The organism is Pseudomonadota bacterium (assembly GCA_027624955.1).
GTDB lineage: Bacteria > Pseudomonadota > Alphaproteobacteria > UBA828 > UBA828 > PTKB01.
In genome coordinates this window covers 50,833-66,917 of record JAQBTG010000008.1, presented here as the reverse complement: position 1 = coordinate 66,917, position 16,085 = coordinate 50,833, and the positions used below count along the sequence as shown (strand labels likewise).

Here is a 16,085-nt window from a genome sequence, read left to right as displayed (position 1 = left end):
CTTGCCTGCTCACTCCAGCCCGGCGATAAGTTCCCGGTAGCTGGCCTCGTCCATAAGAGCTTCTAGTTCCGCCGCGTCGTCGAGTTTGAGTTTGAAGAACCAGCCTTGGCCGGTGGCATCGCTGTTCACCAGCGCTGGGTCATCATCGAGCGCATTGTTAACTTCAATGATCTCACCGCCAACGGGCGCATAAATCTCGCTCGCGGCTTTGACCGATTCGACGACAGCTGCTTGGGCGCCGGCAGAGAATTTTTGTCCTATTTCCGGCAACTCCACATAGACCACGTCGCCCAACTGTTCCTGGGCATAGTCGGAAATTCCGATCGTGGCGGTATCACCCTCAACGCGAAGCCATTCATGGTCTTTGCTGAATTTGAGATCGCTCATGGCCTTCTCCCCTGTCTAAATCTTGTGATAGCGATGTGCGGCAAAAGGCAGTTTGACAACGCTGGCCGGGATGGTTTTGCCGCGCACCTGGAGGCCAAGGGCGGTGCCGGATTTGGCATGCACCGCGTCGACATAACCCATCGCCACCGGGCCGCCCGTGCTCGGCCCGAAGCCGCCGCTTGTAACGACGCCGATAGGCTCTCCGGCAGCGCTCAATATTTCCGTGTTTTCGCGTGCCGGTGCGCGGCCCTCAGGCAAAATACCAACTCGCCGGCGTTTGGGGCCGTTGGCGATTTCGTCGAGAATTCTCTGTTCCCCTGGAAAGCCGCCTTCCTCACGCCGGCGCTTTCCGATCGACCACAGCAGGCCGGCTTCCACTGGGGAAGTCGTTTCATCGATATCATGGCCATAAAGGCAAAGCCCGGCTTCTAGGCGAAGCGAATCGCGGGCGCCGAGCCCGGCCGGCAAAACCTCGGGTTCGGCCAACAAGATATTCCAAACGTCGATTGCGGCCTCGGCATAAACGGATATCTCAAAACCATCCTCGCCGGAATAGCCGGACCGCGTCACGACGGCATCCGCGCCGGCGATTTCCATCGCCGCGGCGTGCATAAACCCGAGATTCGCGGCCATTGGCGCATGGCGCGCCAATGCAGCCGCGGCTTGCGGGCCCTGAAGGGCGATCAACGCCTTGTCAGCATGCAACGCAACATCGACCGACCCCTTAAATCCGGCCTCCAGCAGCTCCAGATCAGCATCTTTACAGCCCGCATTCACCACCAACATCAATCGTCCATCCGCATTAGTGACAATGAGGTCGTCGCGAATTCCGCCCTGATCGTTTGTGAATTGGGTATACCTCAGCGCCGAGGGCGCCAGGCCGATGATATCTCCCGGTACCAGCTTTTCCAGCGCATGCGCCGCTCCCTCGCCCCAAATACTGATCTGGCCCATGTGGCTGACGTCAAACAGGGAGGCACTGTCGCGGGTATGAAGATGTTCAGCCAGAATTCCGGTGGAATAGTTGAGCGGCATGGAATAGCCGGTAAAAGGCACCATTTTCGCACCCAGTGCGACATGCCTGTCATGCAATGCTGTAGTTTTAGCCGGTTCGGTTTGGGATCCGTTCGTCTGACTCATCGACAACTCCAGCTACGAAAAAAAAAGCGCCGCAATCCCCGAAAGGATCGCCCGGCGCCCCCTCTGTCTCCGTACCTGAAAGATTGACCAACGCGGACCGGTAAACTGTCCTGCGGCTTTCCCCTTCGGTGAGGCCAAAAACCCAATTTGGATCTTCGCCTGCTTTCCAGAGTCACATCCCCTTGCGGTCCCTGCTGCCTGAGAGTTTTTGGGACTTTTGCTCCTTCGGCGTCTGGCGGTCTCCCGACCGCCAAATCTCTCCCGCGAGGTTCAACTGTGTCGACCAGACAAGCGCGAGTTTAACGCTTGAACCACGCCGGTCAACTAAGTCATTCACCGCGCTCGCTTTTCAAGTCCTGAAGCTGTGTTGGCGTGAGTTGCAGGCCAATGAAAGTTCTGTAAGCCGAGCCATTGGCGCCCACCGGAAAGGGGATGGTTTGCGACAATTCCTCAACCGCCTGGGCGCGCACGGTGTTGCCTTCAAACTCCATCTCCAAAGTGAACAATTTTTTGGCGAGAATGTGCCGATACGGATTGGTCACGGCGACGAAGTAAGGCACCTCAATCTGGTTCTGCTCGGCGGCAGGGCCACGCTGGGCAACAAACAACACATTGACGCTAACTGCGACGCTGTTGCCGTCATCGTCAAAATCATAACTGCACTCGTACGCGATATCCCCGATATGAACATCAAACGCGACATCTGTCAGGTCCCGCCCCGGGCCCGGGCGATAGAACGTAGCTTTTTTTGCCTGATCCATGATCGAGACTTGTGGGCACGGCGGTGGCGGATCGCTGAACAATCCGCATGCGGACAGAACAAGGGAAAGAGCGATCAATGCCGAGAGCGGCGCCCCTGCGCCCGCGGCCAGACGGCGTATGGCTGAACGCGTGAACGACAAAGTCTAGAGCTTTCCGTGCGTGCCGTCGCAAAATGGTTGGCCGGCGGTGTGCTTGCAGCCGCACAGCCAATGCGTTCCCGCTTCCTCGGCCGTGAATACCAAAGGCTCAATGTCCGTCGTCGAATGCGCGCCGTCGCAGAACGGTTGTCTAGAGCTCAATCCGCACCGACACCACGCATATTTCTTGCCCGCTTTCAGCTCGACTTCGTAGGGTGCTTTTTGGGCGATGTTGACTTCACTCATGTTCGTCAGGGCTCCCGATTGTCCGATTACCGCGTGCGTCGTGCGTCTACGAATGTAGCTATAGGCTAGGGCACGTACAAGAGCGTGCCGTCGACTAACGTTCCGGCCAGATGGGCAAAGAGCCGGGTAAACTTACTCCATGCGCCAGATTGCTCCGCCCCCCAAACCATGCGCTCGGGGAGGAACGGCAAGGGGTGCTGCGGATTGAAGGAGATGGGGCTATTTCCGAAACCGATTCACCGATTGTGCAAAGCACTCTAAGATAGCGGCGCTTGCACGACGCCACGCGGCGCGTTATGCCGTTCGGCGAACATCAAACAATCATTAAGAACCACCCATGGCCGTCTACACCGTTGTTTCGGATCAGGAACTCGCACTCTTTCTCGCCGATTACGATATCGGCCGGGCCGTCTCATTCAAAGGGATCGCAGAAGGGGTGGAGAATTCGAACTATTTTCTGCTGACCGATCGGGGACCGTACATCCTTACGCTCTATGAGAAACGAGTAGCGCCAGAGGATCTGCCGTATTTTCTCGGATTGATGGAGCATTTGGCGCGACGAGGACTGGCCTGTCCGACACCAATTCATGGTCGCGACGGAGCGGTACTGCGTGAGCTGTGTGGCCGACCTGCAGCAATAACTAGTTTTCTCTCAGGCGTATGGCCGCTCCGGCCGGCGCCGTCGCATTGCGGGCCGCTCGGAGAAGCGCTCGCAAAGATGCATGTCGCCGGCCTCGATTATCCAGCGCGGCGCGAGAATGCGCTGTCGGTGGCCGGCTGGCGTGCACTGTTCGCCCATTCGAAATCACGCGCCGACGAGGTTGCGCCGGGCCTCTCCGCCGAATTATCCGAGGAACTGGAAGAACTGGCGGCGCGCTGGCCGCGTGATCTGCCGGAAGGGGTCATTCACGCTGACCTTTTCCCGGACAACGTATTTTTTGACGAAGATAAGCTATCCGGTTTGATCGATTTTTATTTCGCGTGCAATGATTTCCTGGCCTACGATTTGGCCGTCTGCCTCAACGCTTGGTGCTTTGAACCCGACGCCAGCTTCAATGTCACCAAGGCCCGCCTCATGACCAATGCCTATCGCAAAGTTCGTTCGTGCAGCGCAGCAGAGTTGGATGCCTTGCCCCTGCTGGCGCGCGGCGCCGCCTTACGCTTTCTGCTTACCCGTCTTTACGACTGGCTCAACCAAGTCGATGGCGCCATGGTCAAGCCCAAGGACCCCATGGAGTATGTCAAGAAACTGCGCTTTCACCGGGGCCTCACAGGGCCGGGCGCCTACGGCATCACATGACGGTGCACGGCAAATCTTCCGGTGAGGGCGGCACGCGCGTGCGAATTTATACTGACGGCGCGTGTAGCGGAAATCCGGGGCCAGGAGGCTGGGGCGCAGTCCTCCTCTACAATGGCCAGCGCAGAGAAATCTGCGGCGGACAAGCTGACACCACCAACAATCGCATGGAGCTCGAAGCAGCGATCCATGCACTTGAAGCGCTCAAACGGCGGAGCACCGTCGATCTATTTACCGACAGCCGCTACGTGATGGACGGCATAACCCGGTGGATCATCGGATGGAAAGCCAAGGGTTGGCGCACCGCCAGCAGAAAGCCGGTAAAAAACGTGGATCTGTGGCGACTACTCGATGTGCAGGTCGGCGAACATGACATGACGTGGCACTGGGTCAAAGGGCATGCCGGTGACCCGGAAAATGAGCGCGCCGACGAACTCGCGCGGCGTGGCATTCCCGGGCCGGCAAAAATTTAACGCACCACCAACTTGGTCAGATCAGAGTTGGCCCAGCATGTGCTCAGCGCTGCTCACATCCATTTCAGAAGGGTTGCTCTCGACATTTAGCTGACTGAGCTTGCCATCATCGACAATCATGGAAAAACGCGTCAAGCGTTCACCCAGCCCAAAGCCACTACCGTCCAAAGTAAGGCCGGTGGCGCGTGCGAACTCGCCATTGCCGTCGGCGAGCATTTCAACCGCGTCGCCAACACCCTGTGCTTCGCCCCAGGCCTTCATGACAAATGCGTCATTCACCGAAACGCAGGCAACCGCGCTGACCCCTTTGGCCTTGAGCGCATCCGCATTGCCGATATAACTCGGCACATGTTTCGCCGAGCAGGTCGGTGTGAAAGCGCCCGGGACCGAAAACAATGCCACTTTCCGGCCCTTGAAATAGTCGTCGCTGGGAACGTCGACAAGACCATCCGCGGTTATTTTCTTGAAGTTTACCGAAGGCACCTTGTCACCGATTTTAATTGTCATCTTCTTGCTCCCTGCAAAACGTTACAACATGAATATGGAATATGTCGGCTTCCGCTATGCCGGCTCAGTACCCGAGCGCGGCAGGGCGTTAATATGCTGGCCGAAACGCTGGATGGCAATTACCAAAAGACGTCTGCCACGAGGTAAAAACACGCATTTCCTCGAGGAAACTATTGTCACTTATATAGTGAATTGAGACACTGACGGATGTTGCTTTATCAGGCCGGTCCGGGCTGGAGAATATTGGCATGAAAGTGCCATCGCTTTTTTTCGAGGGCCAACTTCTCGTGGCCATGCCGACCATGCCAGACCCGCGATTTGAGCGGTCGGTTATTTACGTATGTGCCCATTCAGAAGACGGCGCGATGGGAATCGTTGTCAACAAGCCTCTAGAATCTTTGAGTTTTTCGGAACTTTTGGAGCAATTGGAAATTGAGACGTCCCATGTTGACGAGCGCATTCGCGTACATTTCGGCGGACCGGTCGAGGCCGCACGCGGCTTCGTCCTGCACTCGTCTGATTATTTTCATGACGCCACCATGGTGGTCGATGACGAGTTCGCCCTGACGGGGACCGTCGATGTTTTGAAAGCCTTAGCGGAGGGCAATGGGCCGCGCGACAGCCTGTTGGCGCTCGGCTATGCGGGCTGGGCGCCCGGTCAACTCGACGAAGAAATCCAGAATAATGGGTGGTTAACCGTTCCCGCCGATGAAGAAGTCGTTTTTCACCTGCAAAATGACATGAAATGGCAAACGGCGGTCGCGCGATTGGGTGTAGATATATCCAATCTTTCCGCCGAAGTGGGGCATGCCTAGGAAGTCTTTCATGTGCTGGCGCTCAGAAAGGACGGCGCCACTCTTCGTCGATCACGGCGAACAGCAAATGGTCGCGCCAAGCACCGTTTATTTTCAGATATCTTCTCGCATACCCCTCACGGCGAAAGCCACAGCGCCGCAACAAGGCCTGGCTTGCATCGTTGTTCGGCATGCAGGCCGCGTCAATGCGGTGCAGTCCGAGGCTGGAGAAACAGTGGCCGAGCACACATTTTAGGCCTTCGGTCATATAGCCGTCGCGCGCGTAGGGCTCGCCAATCCAGTACCCGACACTGCAACTCTGAGCGACACCGCGCTGGATACTGCTTAGGGTGATGCCGCCCATCAGGGCCTCGTCGGAACGGCGAATGAGAAAATAGGAATAGCACACATCGTCACTGGCATCGCGCTGTTGACGGCGCAAACGGCGGCGAAAGGCGGCGCGGCTATGTGAATCGCTGGCCCAGGCCGGCTCCCACGGCACCAAAAAATCTCGCGACGCGGTGCGCAGCTCTGCCCAAGCCTGCCAATCGCGCTGTTCGGGCGCGCGCACCCGCACGTTTGGGCCGAGCAGATGGGAATCGTCCCGCTCCGGGCGCGCTGTCCGGAGAACCGACATTAGGCAAATCGCTCCGCGACTCGGTCATAACTTTCAAGACCGGAAACCGGTCCGAGCGCTGCGAGGCTCGGCCGGCTGCCACGAAAAATTCGCACGGCTACCCGCACGACATCCTCGGCGGTGATTACGTCTATTTCCGCGACCATTTCTTCGATTGGGACGGAGCGGTTAAAAATTAGCATTTGCCGCCCCAGGCGCTCGCAGCGCGACGAGCTGGATTCGAGCGACATGAGAAGACCCGATTTCAGCTGAGCGCGGGCGCGGTCGATTTCTTCCGATGTCACTTTTTCGCACACCTTCTGCAATTCATCGGAGATTACCGGCGTGAGCTCAGCCAGTTTATCGGGGCCAGTGCCGCAATAAACGCCGAACACGCCACCATCCGTATAGGACGAAGCGAAGCTGAAGACCGAGTAGGCTAACCCGCGCCGTTCGCGAATTTCTTGGAACAGGCGCGACGACATGCCGCCCCCCAACAGAGTTGAGAGCAACTGAGCCGTATAATAATCCGCATCGCCATACGCGATCCCGTCGAAGCCGAGCACCAGATGGGCCTGCTCCAATTCCCGGCTTGTTCGTACATCGCCGCCTTCATATTTGGCTGTGAGATCGTCGGTCGATCCGGCCGTCGGCAGGTCGATAAAAGCGTTTCCCGCCATTTCCACCAACACGTCATGTTCGAGCCGCCCGGCGCCGACGACGACCATGCGCTGAGCGTTATAGTGCCGGCCCATATAATCGGCCAGGACATCGCGCGAATAGTTCTCGACCTGCGCAGCCGGACCGAGAATGGTGCGCCCGAGCGGTTGGTCCGGATAAATTATTTCTTGAAATTGATCGAAGACGACATCATCGGGCGTATCATGGGCTTGGGCGATTTCCTGAATAACCACCTCGCGTTCACGCGCCAATTCGTCTTCCGCAAACGTCGAGTGCTGAAGAATATCGGCCAAAATATCGACCGCGAGCGCGGTATCTTCCTTCATCACCTTGGCGTAATAGGCGGTCTGCTCACGCGAGGTATAGGCGTTGACGTGGCCACCAACCGCCTCGATCTCCTCAGCAATGGCCAAAGCACTGCGGCGCTTCGTGCCTTTGAAAGCCATATGCTCCAGCAGATGAGACACGCCGTTTATGTCAGCGCTTTCGTAACGCGCGCCGACATCGACCCAAACGCCAATGGATGCCGTCTCAATATGCGGCATTTCCTCACTCACCACGCGCAAGCCGTTTGCCAGGGTTGAAATTTGTGTCGTCACGCAACGTTCCCTTCATGTTGGCCCGCTGCTGTAGCACGGACATATGCTTTCACCGCGGCCAAATCATTTGGCAGTTGCGTCACCTGCTCCGGACGCCGGAGCAAATCGGTCAACGCCGCCGGCAACGCCGGGCGGACACCAGTCGCCTGCTCAACCGCATCGGGGAATTTAGCCGGATGTGCGGTCGCAAGACAAATCGTCGCGGATTGGCCGCCTTTACCTTCACGCTCTTCTGCAGCATCCATTGCGGCGGCCAGGCCGGCCGCACTGTGCGGATCAATCAACATGCCGCAATTCCGCCAAGTTTCTGCCATGCATTGAAGCGCGCGCGCATCGTCTACCCGACGGGCAGAAAACAGGCGGTGGGCGTCTTGGAGTTTTTCTGGCGCCACATCGAAGCCGCTATCCGAGTCCAGGCTTTCGATCAAAGCCCGGACCTCGGTTCCGTTTCGGCCCTGGAGTTCAAACAACAGGCGCTCGAAGTTGCTCGCCACTTGGATATCCATACTCGGGCTTATGCTCGGGATGACCTCACTTTTTCGATACCCGGCGCCGGCAAAAAATCGCGCTAAAATATCATTGGCGTTTGTCGCCACGAGCAGATTTTGGATAGGTAGGCCGAGCCGGGCAGCAACGTAGCCAGAATAAACATTACCGAAATTTCCCGTTGGCACGGCAAACGAAACGGGGCGCGCCGGCGAACCCAAGGCGAGAGCGGCATAGGCGTAATAAATGGTTTGCGCCATGATTCGTGCCCAATTGATCGAATTTATCGCGGCCAGATTGAGCGAGTCGCGGAGCGGCAGATCGGTGAACATTGCTTTTACCAGGGCCTGGCAGTCGTCGAACGTCCCCTCGATGGCAACATTGTGCACGTTTGGAGAATCGACGGTGGTCATCTGCCGGCGTTGCACTTCCGACACACGGCCATGCGGATGCAGAATAATAATGGAGAGAGAGTCACGCCCACGACACGCTTCGATCGCGGCGGACCCAGTATCGCCGGACGTCGCGCCGAGAATGGTCAACCGTTGTCCGCGCCGCGCCACGACGTGATCAAACAGGCGACCAAGAAATTGCAGAGCATAGTCCTTAAACGACAATGTCGGCCCGTGGAACAACTCCATCAGCCAGAGGCCGTTACCGAGTTGGCGAAGGGGCGCCGTCGCCGGATGATCAAATGCCGCATAGCTTTCTCGAGCAATAATTTCGAGCGCCGCAGGTTCCACCGCGTCTCCCACAAAGGGTCGCGTCAATCGGGCCGCGAGATCGGCATAATCGAGTGCGGCGAGCTCATCAAGTTCGCCGCTTGAAAATGGCGCTGGCCAGCTTTTTGGAACAAACAATCCGCCGTCGCGCGCAAGGCCGACGAGCAGCACATCTTCAAACGACACCCCAGCACCGCCTTCGCCGCGCGTGCTCACATAACGCATGGGCGATATCTCACGGGCATGATCAAATTGATGCCAGACTGTACGCCGCACATGGCCGAGCGCAAGCGGCAGTCATCAGCCAAGATAACGCGCCTGTAGATGAGCCTTAAAGGCATCGGTGCTGAGCGGGCGGCCGGTCGCGCGTTCTATAAGTTCATGGCTGGAATAGCGCGATGCCTGACTGTGAACGGCGCCGCGCAGCCAGGTCAACAAATCAGCAAATTCGCCCGCGGCAAGCCCTGATCGTAGGCCTGCGATACCGTGGCAGGCGCTTTCGAAAAGCTGGGCCGCGATCAAAGCACCCAAGGTATAGCTCGGAAAATAACCGATATCACCCCCAGCCCAATGGATGTCTTGGAGACAGCCTTCACCGTCGTTGCGCGGCGTCAAACCGAGAAATTCCCGCATGCCCTCGCGCCAGGCGTCGGGCAGGTCGGTCGCCTGAAGATCGCCTGCTATCATTGCTTTCTCGAGGCGGTAGCGCAGCATGATGTGCGCCGGATAGGTGACCTCATCGGCGTCGACCCGAATAAAATCAGGCGCCACGATGAGCGCCATTCGTTGCAGATTGTCGGGTGCGAATGCGGGGTCGGCCTCAGACCCGTTCGCAGCGAAGGCCTCGCGCATCAGCGGCGCGGCAAAACCGATAAACTCGCCGCCGCGGCAAACTTGCATCTCCATTAGCAGGGATTGGCTCTCGTGCAGGCTCATGCTGCGCGATTCCCCGACCGGCTGCGTCCGCCACTCTGCCGGCAACCCACGCTCATAAAGCGCGTGGCCGGTTTCATGCAACACGCCCATCAGCGAAGATGTAAAATCGAGTTCGTCATAGCGCGTGGTGATGCGGACATCTTCCGCAACGCCGCCACAAAAGGGATGATGGCTTTCGTCCAACCTGCCATGGCCAAAATCGAATCCGATGCGCTCCATAAGAGTCCGGGAGAGTGCACGTTGCTGTGCAACGGCAAACGGGCCGGTGGGACGGAGCGGCGCTGTTTCATGCGCCTGCTTGTCCAAGACCTGGGCCAGAAAGGCGGGCAAAAAACCCGCCAGATCATCAAAAATGACGTCAATCTCCGCGCATGCGAAACCCGGATCATAGCCGTCGATCAGGGCATCGTAGGGGGCAAGACCGAGCGCCGCCGCTTTGGCCTCAGCCTTTTCCCGGATCAAGCCGAGGAGCGGCTCAAAAGCTTTCTGAAAGGCCGGGAAATCGTTCGACGCACGGGCCTCGCGCCACACAAGTTCGCAAGTTGAGGCCGCAGTGCTGGACGCCGCCACCAAATCTGCCGGCAGCGCATTGGCATGGGCCCAGCGATGGCGCATTTCGGAGAGATTGGCGTCCTGCCAAGGGCCCAGGTCGGCGCGCGCTAACTCCGCCGCGCCGAGCAAATCGCCTAGTTTTGGATCGGTCATCAATTCGTGACGGATAACATCGAGCTCTGAAAGCTGCGCGGCGCGCGCCTCGGCACCGCCCGCCGGCATGATCGTCGCCCAATCCCATTGCAGCACAGCCGCCGCGCCGCCCAAATTCGACATACGCTGGAAGCGCTGCTCAAGCTGTTCGTAAGCGCTCAAGAGGCTTTTTCCACGGCGCTGTGACGCGCCCGGCGGCGCGCATTTCGTAACATCAGAAAGGTGATCACACAAAGGCAGACGGCAAGCGCATACCAAATGACAACATATTGCAGGTGTTCGTTGCGCAGCTCAGTTCTGGTCTGGCCACCGATCGGGTAGCCACCCGGATTGGCCGCCGCGCTGGCATCAATGAGATAGTCGCGCGGCTCAAGGCCGACATGGCCGTACAGCGACGGCAGGTCGATCCAATACCAGAAATTCTCTTCCGGCACGTTGTCAGGGGTCATCCAGCCGGGAATATTGCCGCCGGTTAGCAGCCCCTCAATACGCACCATGCCGTCTATTTGAGCTGCGATGCGTGTTGCCGGGTCCTTGCGGTCTAGCGGGACCCAGCCACGATTAACCAGAACGAAGCCACCATCGCTTCTTTCGAACGGCGTGATGACATGGTAGCCGGTGTTTGAGTTGTAAGAGCGCGCCGCCAGAAACATTTCCTGCTGATGCAGAAAACGGCCTTCCAGCCATACCGGGCGATACAACATGGCAGCCGCATCCGCTACCATTTCGGGTAGCGCCACGGCCTCAGAACTTGCGCGAATGTGGCGGAATTCGTTGGCCTCGTTCTTCCACATGAGGCGCTGCACCTGCCAAGAGCCGAGCGCCAATAAAATCAACACGCCGGGGATGGCAACAAAAATCACCCAGCGTCGTGCCATTGGCACAGAAGTCTCATCCCGCGTCGTCAAAACCTGAAATCCTGTGTTTGAATTGTAGCGCGATCAAAATCGCTTTTGCCGGCCGAAGAGCCCCGAGGCAGCCGCCAAGAATGGCCGGAGCCCAGATCACGAGATGCACCCAATAGGGCGGCTGATAGGAAATTTCGACCCAGAGTGCCAAACCGACGATGATGGCACCGACAATGAGCACGACAAATACCGCCGGGCCATCGCCTGCGTCATGCTTGCGCAGCTCGAACCCGCACTTGGCGCATGTCTCGACAACCTTTAGATAGCCCGAATAAAGCCGGCCCTTGCCGCAATTGGGGCAGCGGCACAACAGGCCGGCACGAAGAAAAGAGACCGGGATTGGTGGCAAAGAAGCCATGCCGTGGCATTTCCCTTAACGAAAAAATTTCGGAGCCCTGCGTCGCTGTTGGCATTCTATGCCAACAGGACAACGCCCGCGAGCCTCATTCGGCCCCCGGGCGTCGTCTCTTAACCTGATACCGCCCTTGGTCAGGGCAGCGGCAGCGCGCTCAGGCGCCGCCCCACCAATAAACCCAGATGAATAGGAACAACCACACCACATCGACGAAATGCCAATACCACGCCGCCGCTTCGAAGCCGATATGTTGATCGGGCTTGAAATCACCACGGATTGCACGCCACAGGCAAATGCCGAGGAATATCGCGCCAATGGTCACATGAAAGCCGTGGAAGCCGGTCGCCATGTAGAATGTCGACGAATAAATTCCATCGCGGAACCCGAACGCGGCGATGGAATATTCGTATCCCTGAATGACGAGGAAAATAACGCCGAGCAGGACCGTAAGCGCCAACCCCCAGATGAACTGTTTTTGATTGTTGTGCCGCAATGCGTGGTGCGCCCAGGTCACCGTGGCGCCTGAGGTCAACAGGATCAAGGTGTTAAGGAAAGGCAATTCCCAGGCATGCATGGCCTCAACACCGGGCGGCGGCCAGGTGAATTCGATCGCCTCAGTCGGCATGATCGAGGCATTAAAGAAGGCCCAAAAGAAAGCCGCGAAGAACATCACTTCGGAAGCAATGAACAGCACCATGCCAAAGCGGATACCGCGGGTGACGACAGGTGTGTGACTGCCTTGATCCCGCCCCTCGCGAATCACATCGCGCCACCAGAAAAACATCGTGCCAATGGTCAACGCGAACCCAAGGGCCATCAGCCAAATTTGGTCGCTATGGAAATAGAGGACGGAGCCACCCAACATCGTTCCGGCAGCCAGCGCTCCGAGCACCGGCCACGGGCTCGGTTCGACCATATGATATTCGTGGCCTTTGGTATGTGTGGTGTCGCTCATATCGTCACTCCATGGTCAAATTCCGGCGTCAGCCGGGATCATGCCAATTCCGTTTCAGTTTTGTTTCGTCGCGCCGCCAATTTCGCGGCTCGCCAGTTGCTCTTCTTTTTGTTTTTCGAAATAACTCTCCAACGCTTCTTCGCCTTGATTAAAAAAGGTGTAAGAGAGAGTAATGGTCGTCACATCGTCCATGTCGCGATCGTTAACTATATCTGGATCAATAAAAAAGGTGACCGGCAGCTCAGCGCTCTCGCCGGGCCGAAGCACCTGCTCCTCGAAGCAAAAGCAATCGATCTTGCTGAAATAAATCCCAGCTTTTAGCGGCGTGACGTTGAACACGGCGCTGCCCAAAATGGTTCTCTGGGACTCATTGGTGGCCGTGTAAAAGGCCAGCTCAACCTCACCGACACGTAATTCAACCTCGCGCTGGGACGGCTTGAAACGCCACGGCACATCGCTGGACACATCCGAGTTGAAGCGCACCGCCATGACGCGCTCCCCGATCGACGCGGGCGCCGCTTCCGCTATTTGCGTCGTACCGCCGAAACCGGTCACGCTGCAGAACATTGCGTATAGCGGCACCGCCGCAAACGAGAGCCCGACCATGCCGCAGGCAACGCCGCCGAGAACGACCAGCATCATGCGCTTGCGTTTATTAGAGAGCGCCATCTCAATCTCCCATCCTGGCGAGGGTGATGAAGAAAAACAGCACCACCAGCCCGAGTAACACGCCAGCCAATGCATAATTCCGCCAGCGGCGGCGGCGATAATACTCTTTGTCCGGCATGGGCTGATCCATCGATCTAGAAAGCCACCGGCACGCTCTGATCGACCAACAACAAGACGAAGATCAAAAAGAGATACAGGATCGAAAAAGGGAACATGCGACGGGCGCTACGCTCGCCGGTATCGCGAATGACGCTGATGGCGTACCCCATAAACACCAATCCGAGTGCCAGGGCGCCGGCGCCATAAACCACGCCCGAAAGACCGATCACACACGGTAACAAGGTGACCGGCAGCAACGCCACGGTATAGGCCAGCATTTGCCAAGCGGTCGATTTGCGGCCGGCAACCACCGGCATCATCGGCACACCGGCTTTGTCATAGTCGCCGCGCTTGTAGAGCGCTAGAGCCCAGAAATGGGGCGGCGTCCACAGAAAGATAATTGCAAACAGAACTACCGACGCCAGCGTCACGTCGCCACTCACGGCTGCCCACCCGATCATCGGCGGAAACGCACCGGCGGCACCACCGATAACGATGTTTTGCGGCGTGCGGCGCTTCAACCCCATGCTGTAAATGACGATGTAAAAAAAGATGGTGAAGGCAAGCAGGCCCGCCGCCATGCCGTTGACAGCCAACGCCATAATCGAAACAGAGGCCACAGCCAGAGTAATGCCGAATCCGAGCGCGACGTTTGGTGCCATGCGGCCCGCCGGTATCGGCCGGTTCTGGGTCCGCGTCATCAAGGCGTCGATATCGCGGTCGTACCACATGTTGATAGCGCCGGAAGCGCCAGCGCCAACCGCGATACAGAGAATAGCGACGACGGCAAGCACCGGGTGCAGGTTGCCGGGCGCCAGCAACATGCCAACCGCACCGGTAAATACAACAAGCGACATGACGCGTGGCTTGAGAAGCGCCACAAAATCACCAAGCGCGATCGCTTCGCCGTAGTCCTCTGACTCAGCGCTTACTGCTGGGTAATCTGTGGCCGTCACCCGATCAAACCTCCCGCACTGCGGATTTGATCAACGGACACGCGGCAGTACTTCGTGGGTGTGGAAAGGCGCCGGAGATTCGACCGTCCATTCCAGAGTATCTGCGCCTTCGCCCCAGGGGTTGGCTTCGCATTTTTTACCCCGGGTCAGGGTGTAGACCACAATGAAGAGGAACAACAGGATACCGACCGCCGAGATCAGGGATCCGATCGAGGCAACCATGTTCCAGCCAGCAAAGGCGTCGGGATAATCCGGAACACGGCGCGGCATGCCAGCCGCACCAAGGAAATGCATCGGGAAAAACGTCACGTTGACGCCGATGAACGAGATGAAGAAGTGAATCTTCCCGAGCGTCTCCGGATATTGCCTACCGGACATCTTGCCGAACCAATAATAGAATCCCGCGAAGATCAGGAACGCCGCGCCGATCGACATGGTGTAATGGAAATGCCCGACCACGTAATAGGTGTCATGTAAGGCGACATCGATGCCGGCGTTGGACAATACGATGCCCGTCACGCCGCCAACGGTAAACAAGAAGATAAAGCCCAGAACCCACAGCAACGGCGTCTTGAACTCTATCGAGCCACCCCACATCGTGGCCAGCCAGCTGAAAATCTTGATGCCTGTAGGCACCGCAATCACCATCGTTGCGGCAATGAAATAGGCCCGGGTATTTACGTCCATCCCGACTGTGTACATGTGATGCGCCCACACCACGAAGCCGACAAAGCCGATCGCGACCATCGCGTAGGCCATGCCGAGATAGCCGAATACGGGCTTTCTCGAAAAAGTCGACACAATATGGCTGGCAATGCCGAAGCCCGGCAGGATCAGAATGTAGACTTCCGGATGGCCGAAGAACCAGAACAGATGCTGGAATAGGACCGGATCACCGCCGCCGGCCGGATCAAAGAACGTCGTGCCGACATTGCGGTCGGTCAGCAACATCGTGATGGCGCCCGCCAAAACCGGCAGCGAGAGCAACAGCAGGAATGCCGTGACCAGAATCGACCAGGAGAAGAGCGGCATCTTGTGCAGCGTCATGCCTGGCGCCCGCATGTTCAGAATTGTGGTAATAAAATTGATAGCGCCGAGGATCGAAGAGGCACCGGCGAGATGCAGCGCAAATATCGCCATATCCATCGCTGGCCCTGGCTGTCCGCTCGTCGACAGCGGAGCATAAATCGTCCAACCGCCGCCGACACCGGTCGAACCTCCCGCCGTACTCGGCACGAAAAGTGAGCCCACAAGCAGCGCACCGGCCGGAACCAACAGCCAGAAACTAATATTGTTCATGCGCGGAAACGCCATATCAGGCGCGCCGATCATCAACGGCACCATCCAATTGCCCATACCGCCGATAAAGGCGGGCATGACAAAGAAGAACACCATGATCAACCCGTGCGCCGTCACAAAGACGTTAAAATAATGCGGATTGTCACCGAAAATCTGCATTCCCGGTTCACTGAGTTCGATGCGCATCATGATCGAAAGCGCCGCACCGATCACGCCCATTATCATGGCAAAGACAAGGTACATCGTGCCGATGTCTTTATGATTGGTGGAATAGAGCCAACGGGTAATGCCCGTCGGCGTGTGATGGTCCGCGTGCGCGCCGTCTACAGTTTTGCTGCCATAAGACATAAAATAAT

Annotated in this window: 18 protein-coding genes and 2 riboswitches; of the genes, 3 read left to right on the top strand and 15 right to left on the bottom strand. The window is 57.7% G+C overall.

The window, feature by feature from the left end:
* Positions 1-9 precede the first annotated feature (9 nt).
* The 4 genes from gcvH to O3A94_04870 all read right to left on the bottom strand — a co-directional run bounded on the left by gcvH (position 10) and on the right by O3A94_04870 (position 2,672).
* Positions 10-387: a glycine cleavage system protein GcvH gene (gene gcvH, locus O3A94_04885; protein ID MDA1355588.1), complete on the bottom strand. Its 378-nt coding sequence runs from the start codon at positions 385-387 to the stop codon at positions 10-12.
* 15 nt (positions 388-402) lie between these two features.
* On the bottom strand, positions 403-1,527 hold the full coding sequence (gcvT, locus tag O3A94_04880; GenBank protein ID MDA1355587.1) for a glycine cleavage system aminomethyltransferase GcvT: 1,125 nt from the start codon (positions 1,525-1,527) through the stop codon (positions 403-405).
* Between the two features lie 61 nt (positions 1,528-1,588).
* Positions 1,589-1,699, bottom strand: a riboswitch (glycine riboswitch).
* 3 nt (positions 1,700-1,702) lie between these two features.
* A riboswitch (glycine riboswitch) is annotated at positions 1,703-1,801 on the bottom strand.
* 55 nt (positions 1,802-1,856) lie between these two features.
* Positions 1,857-2,288 (bottom strand): hypothetical protein, encoded by a 432-nt coding sequence (locus O3A94_04875; GenBank protein MDA1355586.1) that lies wholly within the window; start codon positions 2,286-2,288, stop codon positions 1,857-1,859.
* Between the two features lie 144 nt (positions 2,289-2,432).
* The gene (locus tag O3A94_04870; protein MDA1355585.1) at positions 2,433-2,672 is read right to left on the bottom strand and encodes a CDGSH iron-sulfur domain-containing protein; all 240 of its coding nucleotides are present in this window, start codon (positions 2,670-2,672) and stop codon (positions 2,433-2,435) included.
* Between the two features lie 337 nt (positions 2,673-3,009).
* Here O3A94_04870 and O3A94_04865 point away from each other — a divergent pair, with 337 nt between their 5' ends.
* Positions 3,010-3,972 carry a homoserine kinase gene (locus tag O3A94_04865; GenBank protein MDA1355584.1) on the top strand — a complete coding sequence of 321 codons (963 nt, stop codon included), beginning with the start codon at positions 3,010-3,012 and terminating at the stop codon, positions 3,970-3,972.
* On the top strand, positions 3,969-4,442 hold the full coding sequence (gene rnhA / locus O3A94_04860; protein MDA1355583.1) for a ribonuclease HI: 474 nt from the start codon (positions 3,969-3,971) through the stop codon (positions 4,440-4,442). The genes O3A94_04865 and rnhA overlap by 4 nt, the downstream gene beginning before the upstream one ends.
* A 21-nt stretch (positions 4,443-4,463) precedes the next feature.
* Here rnhA and O3A94_04855 read toward each other — a convergent pair whose 3' ends face one another.
* Positions 4,464-4,949 carry a peroxiredoxin gene (locus O3A94_04855; GenBank protein MDA1355582.1) on the bottom strand — a complete coding sequence of 162 codons (486 nt, stop codon included), beginning with the start codon at positions 4,947-4,949 and terminating at the stop codon, positions 4,464-4,466.
* 248 nt (positions 4,950-5,197) lie between these two features.
* On the opposite strand from O3A94_04855, the gene O3A94_04850 reads away from it, so the two are divergent.
* The gene (locus tag O3A94_04850; protein MDA1355581.1) at positions 5,198-5,764 is read left to right on the top strand and encodes a YqgE/AlgH family protein; all 567 of its coding nucleotides are present in this window, start codon (positions 5,198-5,200) and stop codon (positions 5,762-5,764) included.
* Between the two features lie 22 nt (positions 5,765-5,786).
* Here the strand turns inward: O3A94_04850 and O3A94_04845 are convergent, their stop codons facing one another.
* The 10 genes from O3A94_04845 to ctaD all read right to left on the bottom strand — a co-directional run bounded on the left by O3A94_04845 (position 5,787) and on the right by ctaD (position 16,077).
* A complete protein-coding gene (locus O3A94_04845) occupies positions 5,787-6,380 on the bottom strand; it encodes a GNAT family protein (GenBank protein ID MDA1355580.1) in 594 nt (197 codons plus the stop codon).
* Positions 6,380-7,639 carry a pitrilysin family protein gene (locus tag O3A94_04840; protein ID MDA1355579.1) on the bottom strand — a complete coding sequence of 420 codons (1,260 nt, stop codon included), beginning with the start codon at positions 7,637-7,639 and terminating at the stop codon, positions 6,380-6,382. The genes O3A94_04845 and O3A94_04840 overlap by 1 nt, the downstream gene beginning before the upstream one ends.
* On the bottom strand, positions 7,636-9,072 hold the full coding sequence (thrC, locus tag O3A94_04835; protein MDA1355578.1) for a threonine synthase: 1,437 nt from the start codon (positions 9,070-9,072) through the stop codon (positions 7,636-7,638). Before thrC ends, O3A94_04840 begins: the two co-directional genes overlap by 4 nt.
* A gap of 75 nt (positions 9,073-9,147) precedes the next feature.
* Entirely contained in the window at positions 9,148-10,650 is a 1,503-nt protein-coding gene (locus tag O3A94_04830) for a carboxypeptidase M32 (GenBank protein MDA1355577.1), read from the bottom strand.
* Positions 10,647-11,366: an SURF1 family protein gene (locus O3A94_04825; GenBank protein MDA1355576.1), complete on the bottom strand. Its 720-nt coding sequence runs from the start codon at positions 11,364-11,366 to the stop codon at positions 10,647-10,649. The genes O3A94_04830 and O3A94_04825 overlap by 4 nt, the downstream gene beginning before the upstream one ends.
* A gap of 13 nt (positions 11,367-11,379) precedes the next feature.
* Positions 11,380-11,754 (bottom strand): DUF983 domain-containing protein, encoded by a 375-nt coding sequence (locus O3A94_04820; GenBank protein MDA1355575.1) that lies wholly within the window; start codon positions 11,752-11,754, stop codon positions 11,380-11,382.
* Between the two features lie 151 nt (positions 11,755-11,905).
* Positions 11,906-12,706: a cytochrome c oxidase subunit 3 gene (locus O3A94_04815; protein ID MDA1355574.1), complete on the bottom strand. Its 801-nt coding sequence runs from the start codon at positions 12,704-12,706 to the stop codon at positions 11,906-11,908.
* A 54-nt stretch (positions 12,707-12,760) separates the two neighbouring features.
* The gene (locus tag O3A94_04810) at positions 12,761-13,375 is read right to left on the bottom strand and encodes a cytochrome c oxidase assembly protein (protein ID MDA1355573.1); all 615 of its coding nucleotides are present in this window, start codon (positions 13,373-13,375) and stop codon (positions 12,761-12,763) included.
* Positions 13,376-13,509: 134 nt separating this feature from the next.
* Entirely contained in the window at positions 13,510-14,373 is an 864-nt protein-coding gene (gene cyoE / locus O3A94_04805; GenBank protein MDA1355572.1) for a heme o synthase, read from the bottom strand.
* 87 nt (positions 14,374-14,460) lie between these two features.
* A complete protein-coding gene (ctaD, locus tag O3A94_04800) occupies positions 14,461-16,077 on the bottom strand; it encodes a cytochrome c oxidase subunit I (GenBank protein ID MDA1355571.1) in 1,617 nt (538 codons plus the stop codon).
* Between the last annotated feature and the right edge of the window lie 8 nt (positions 16,078-16,085).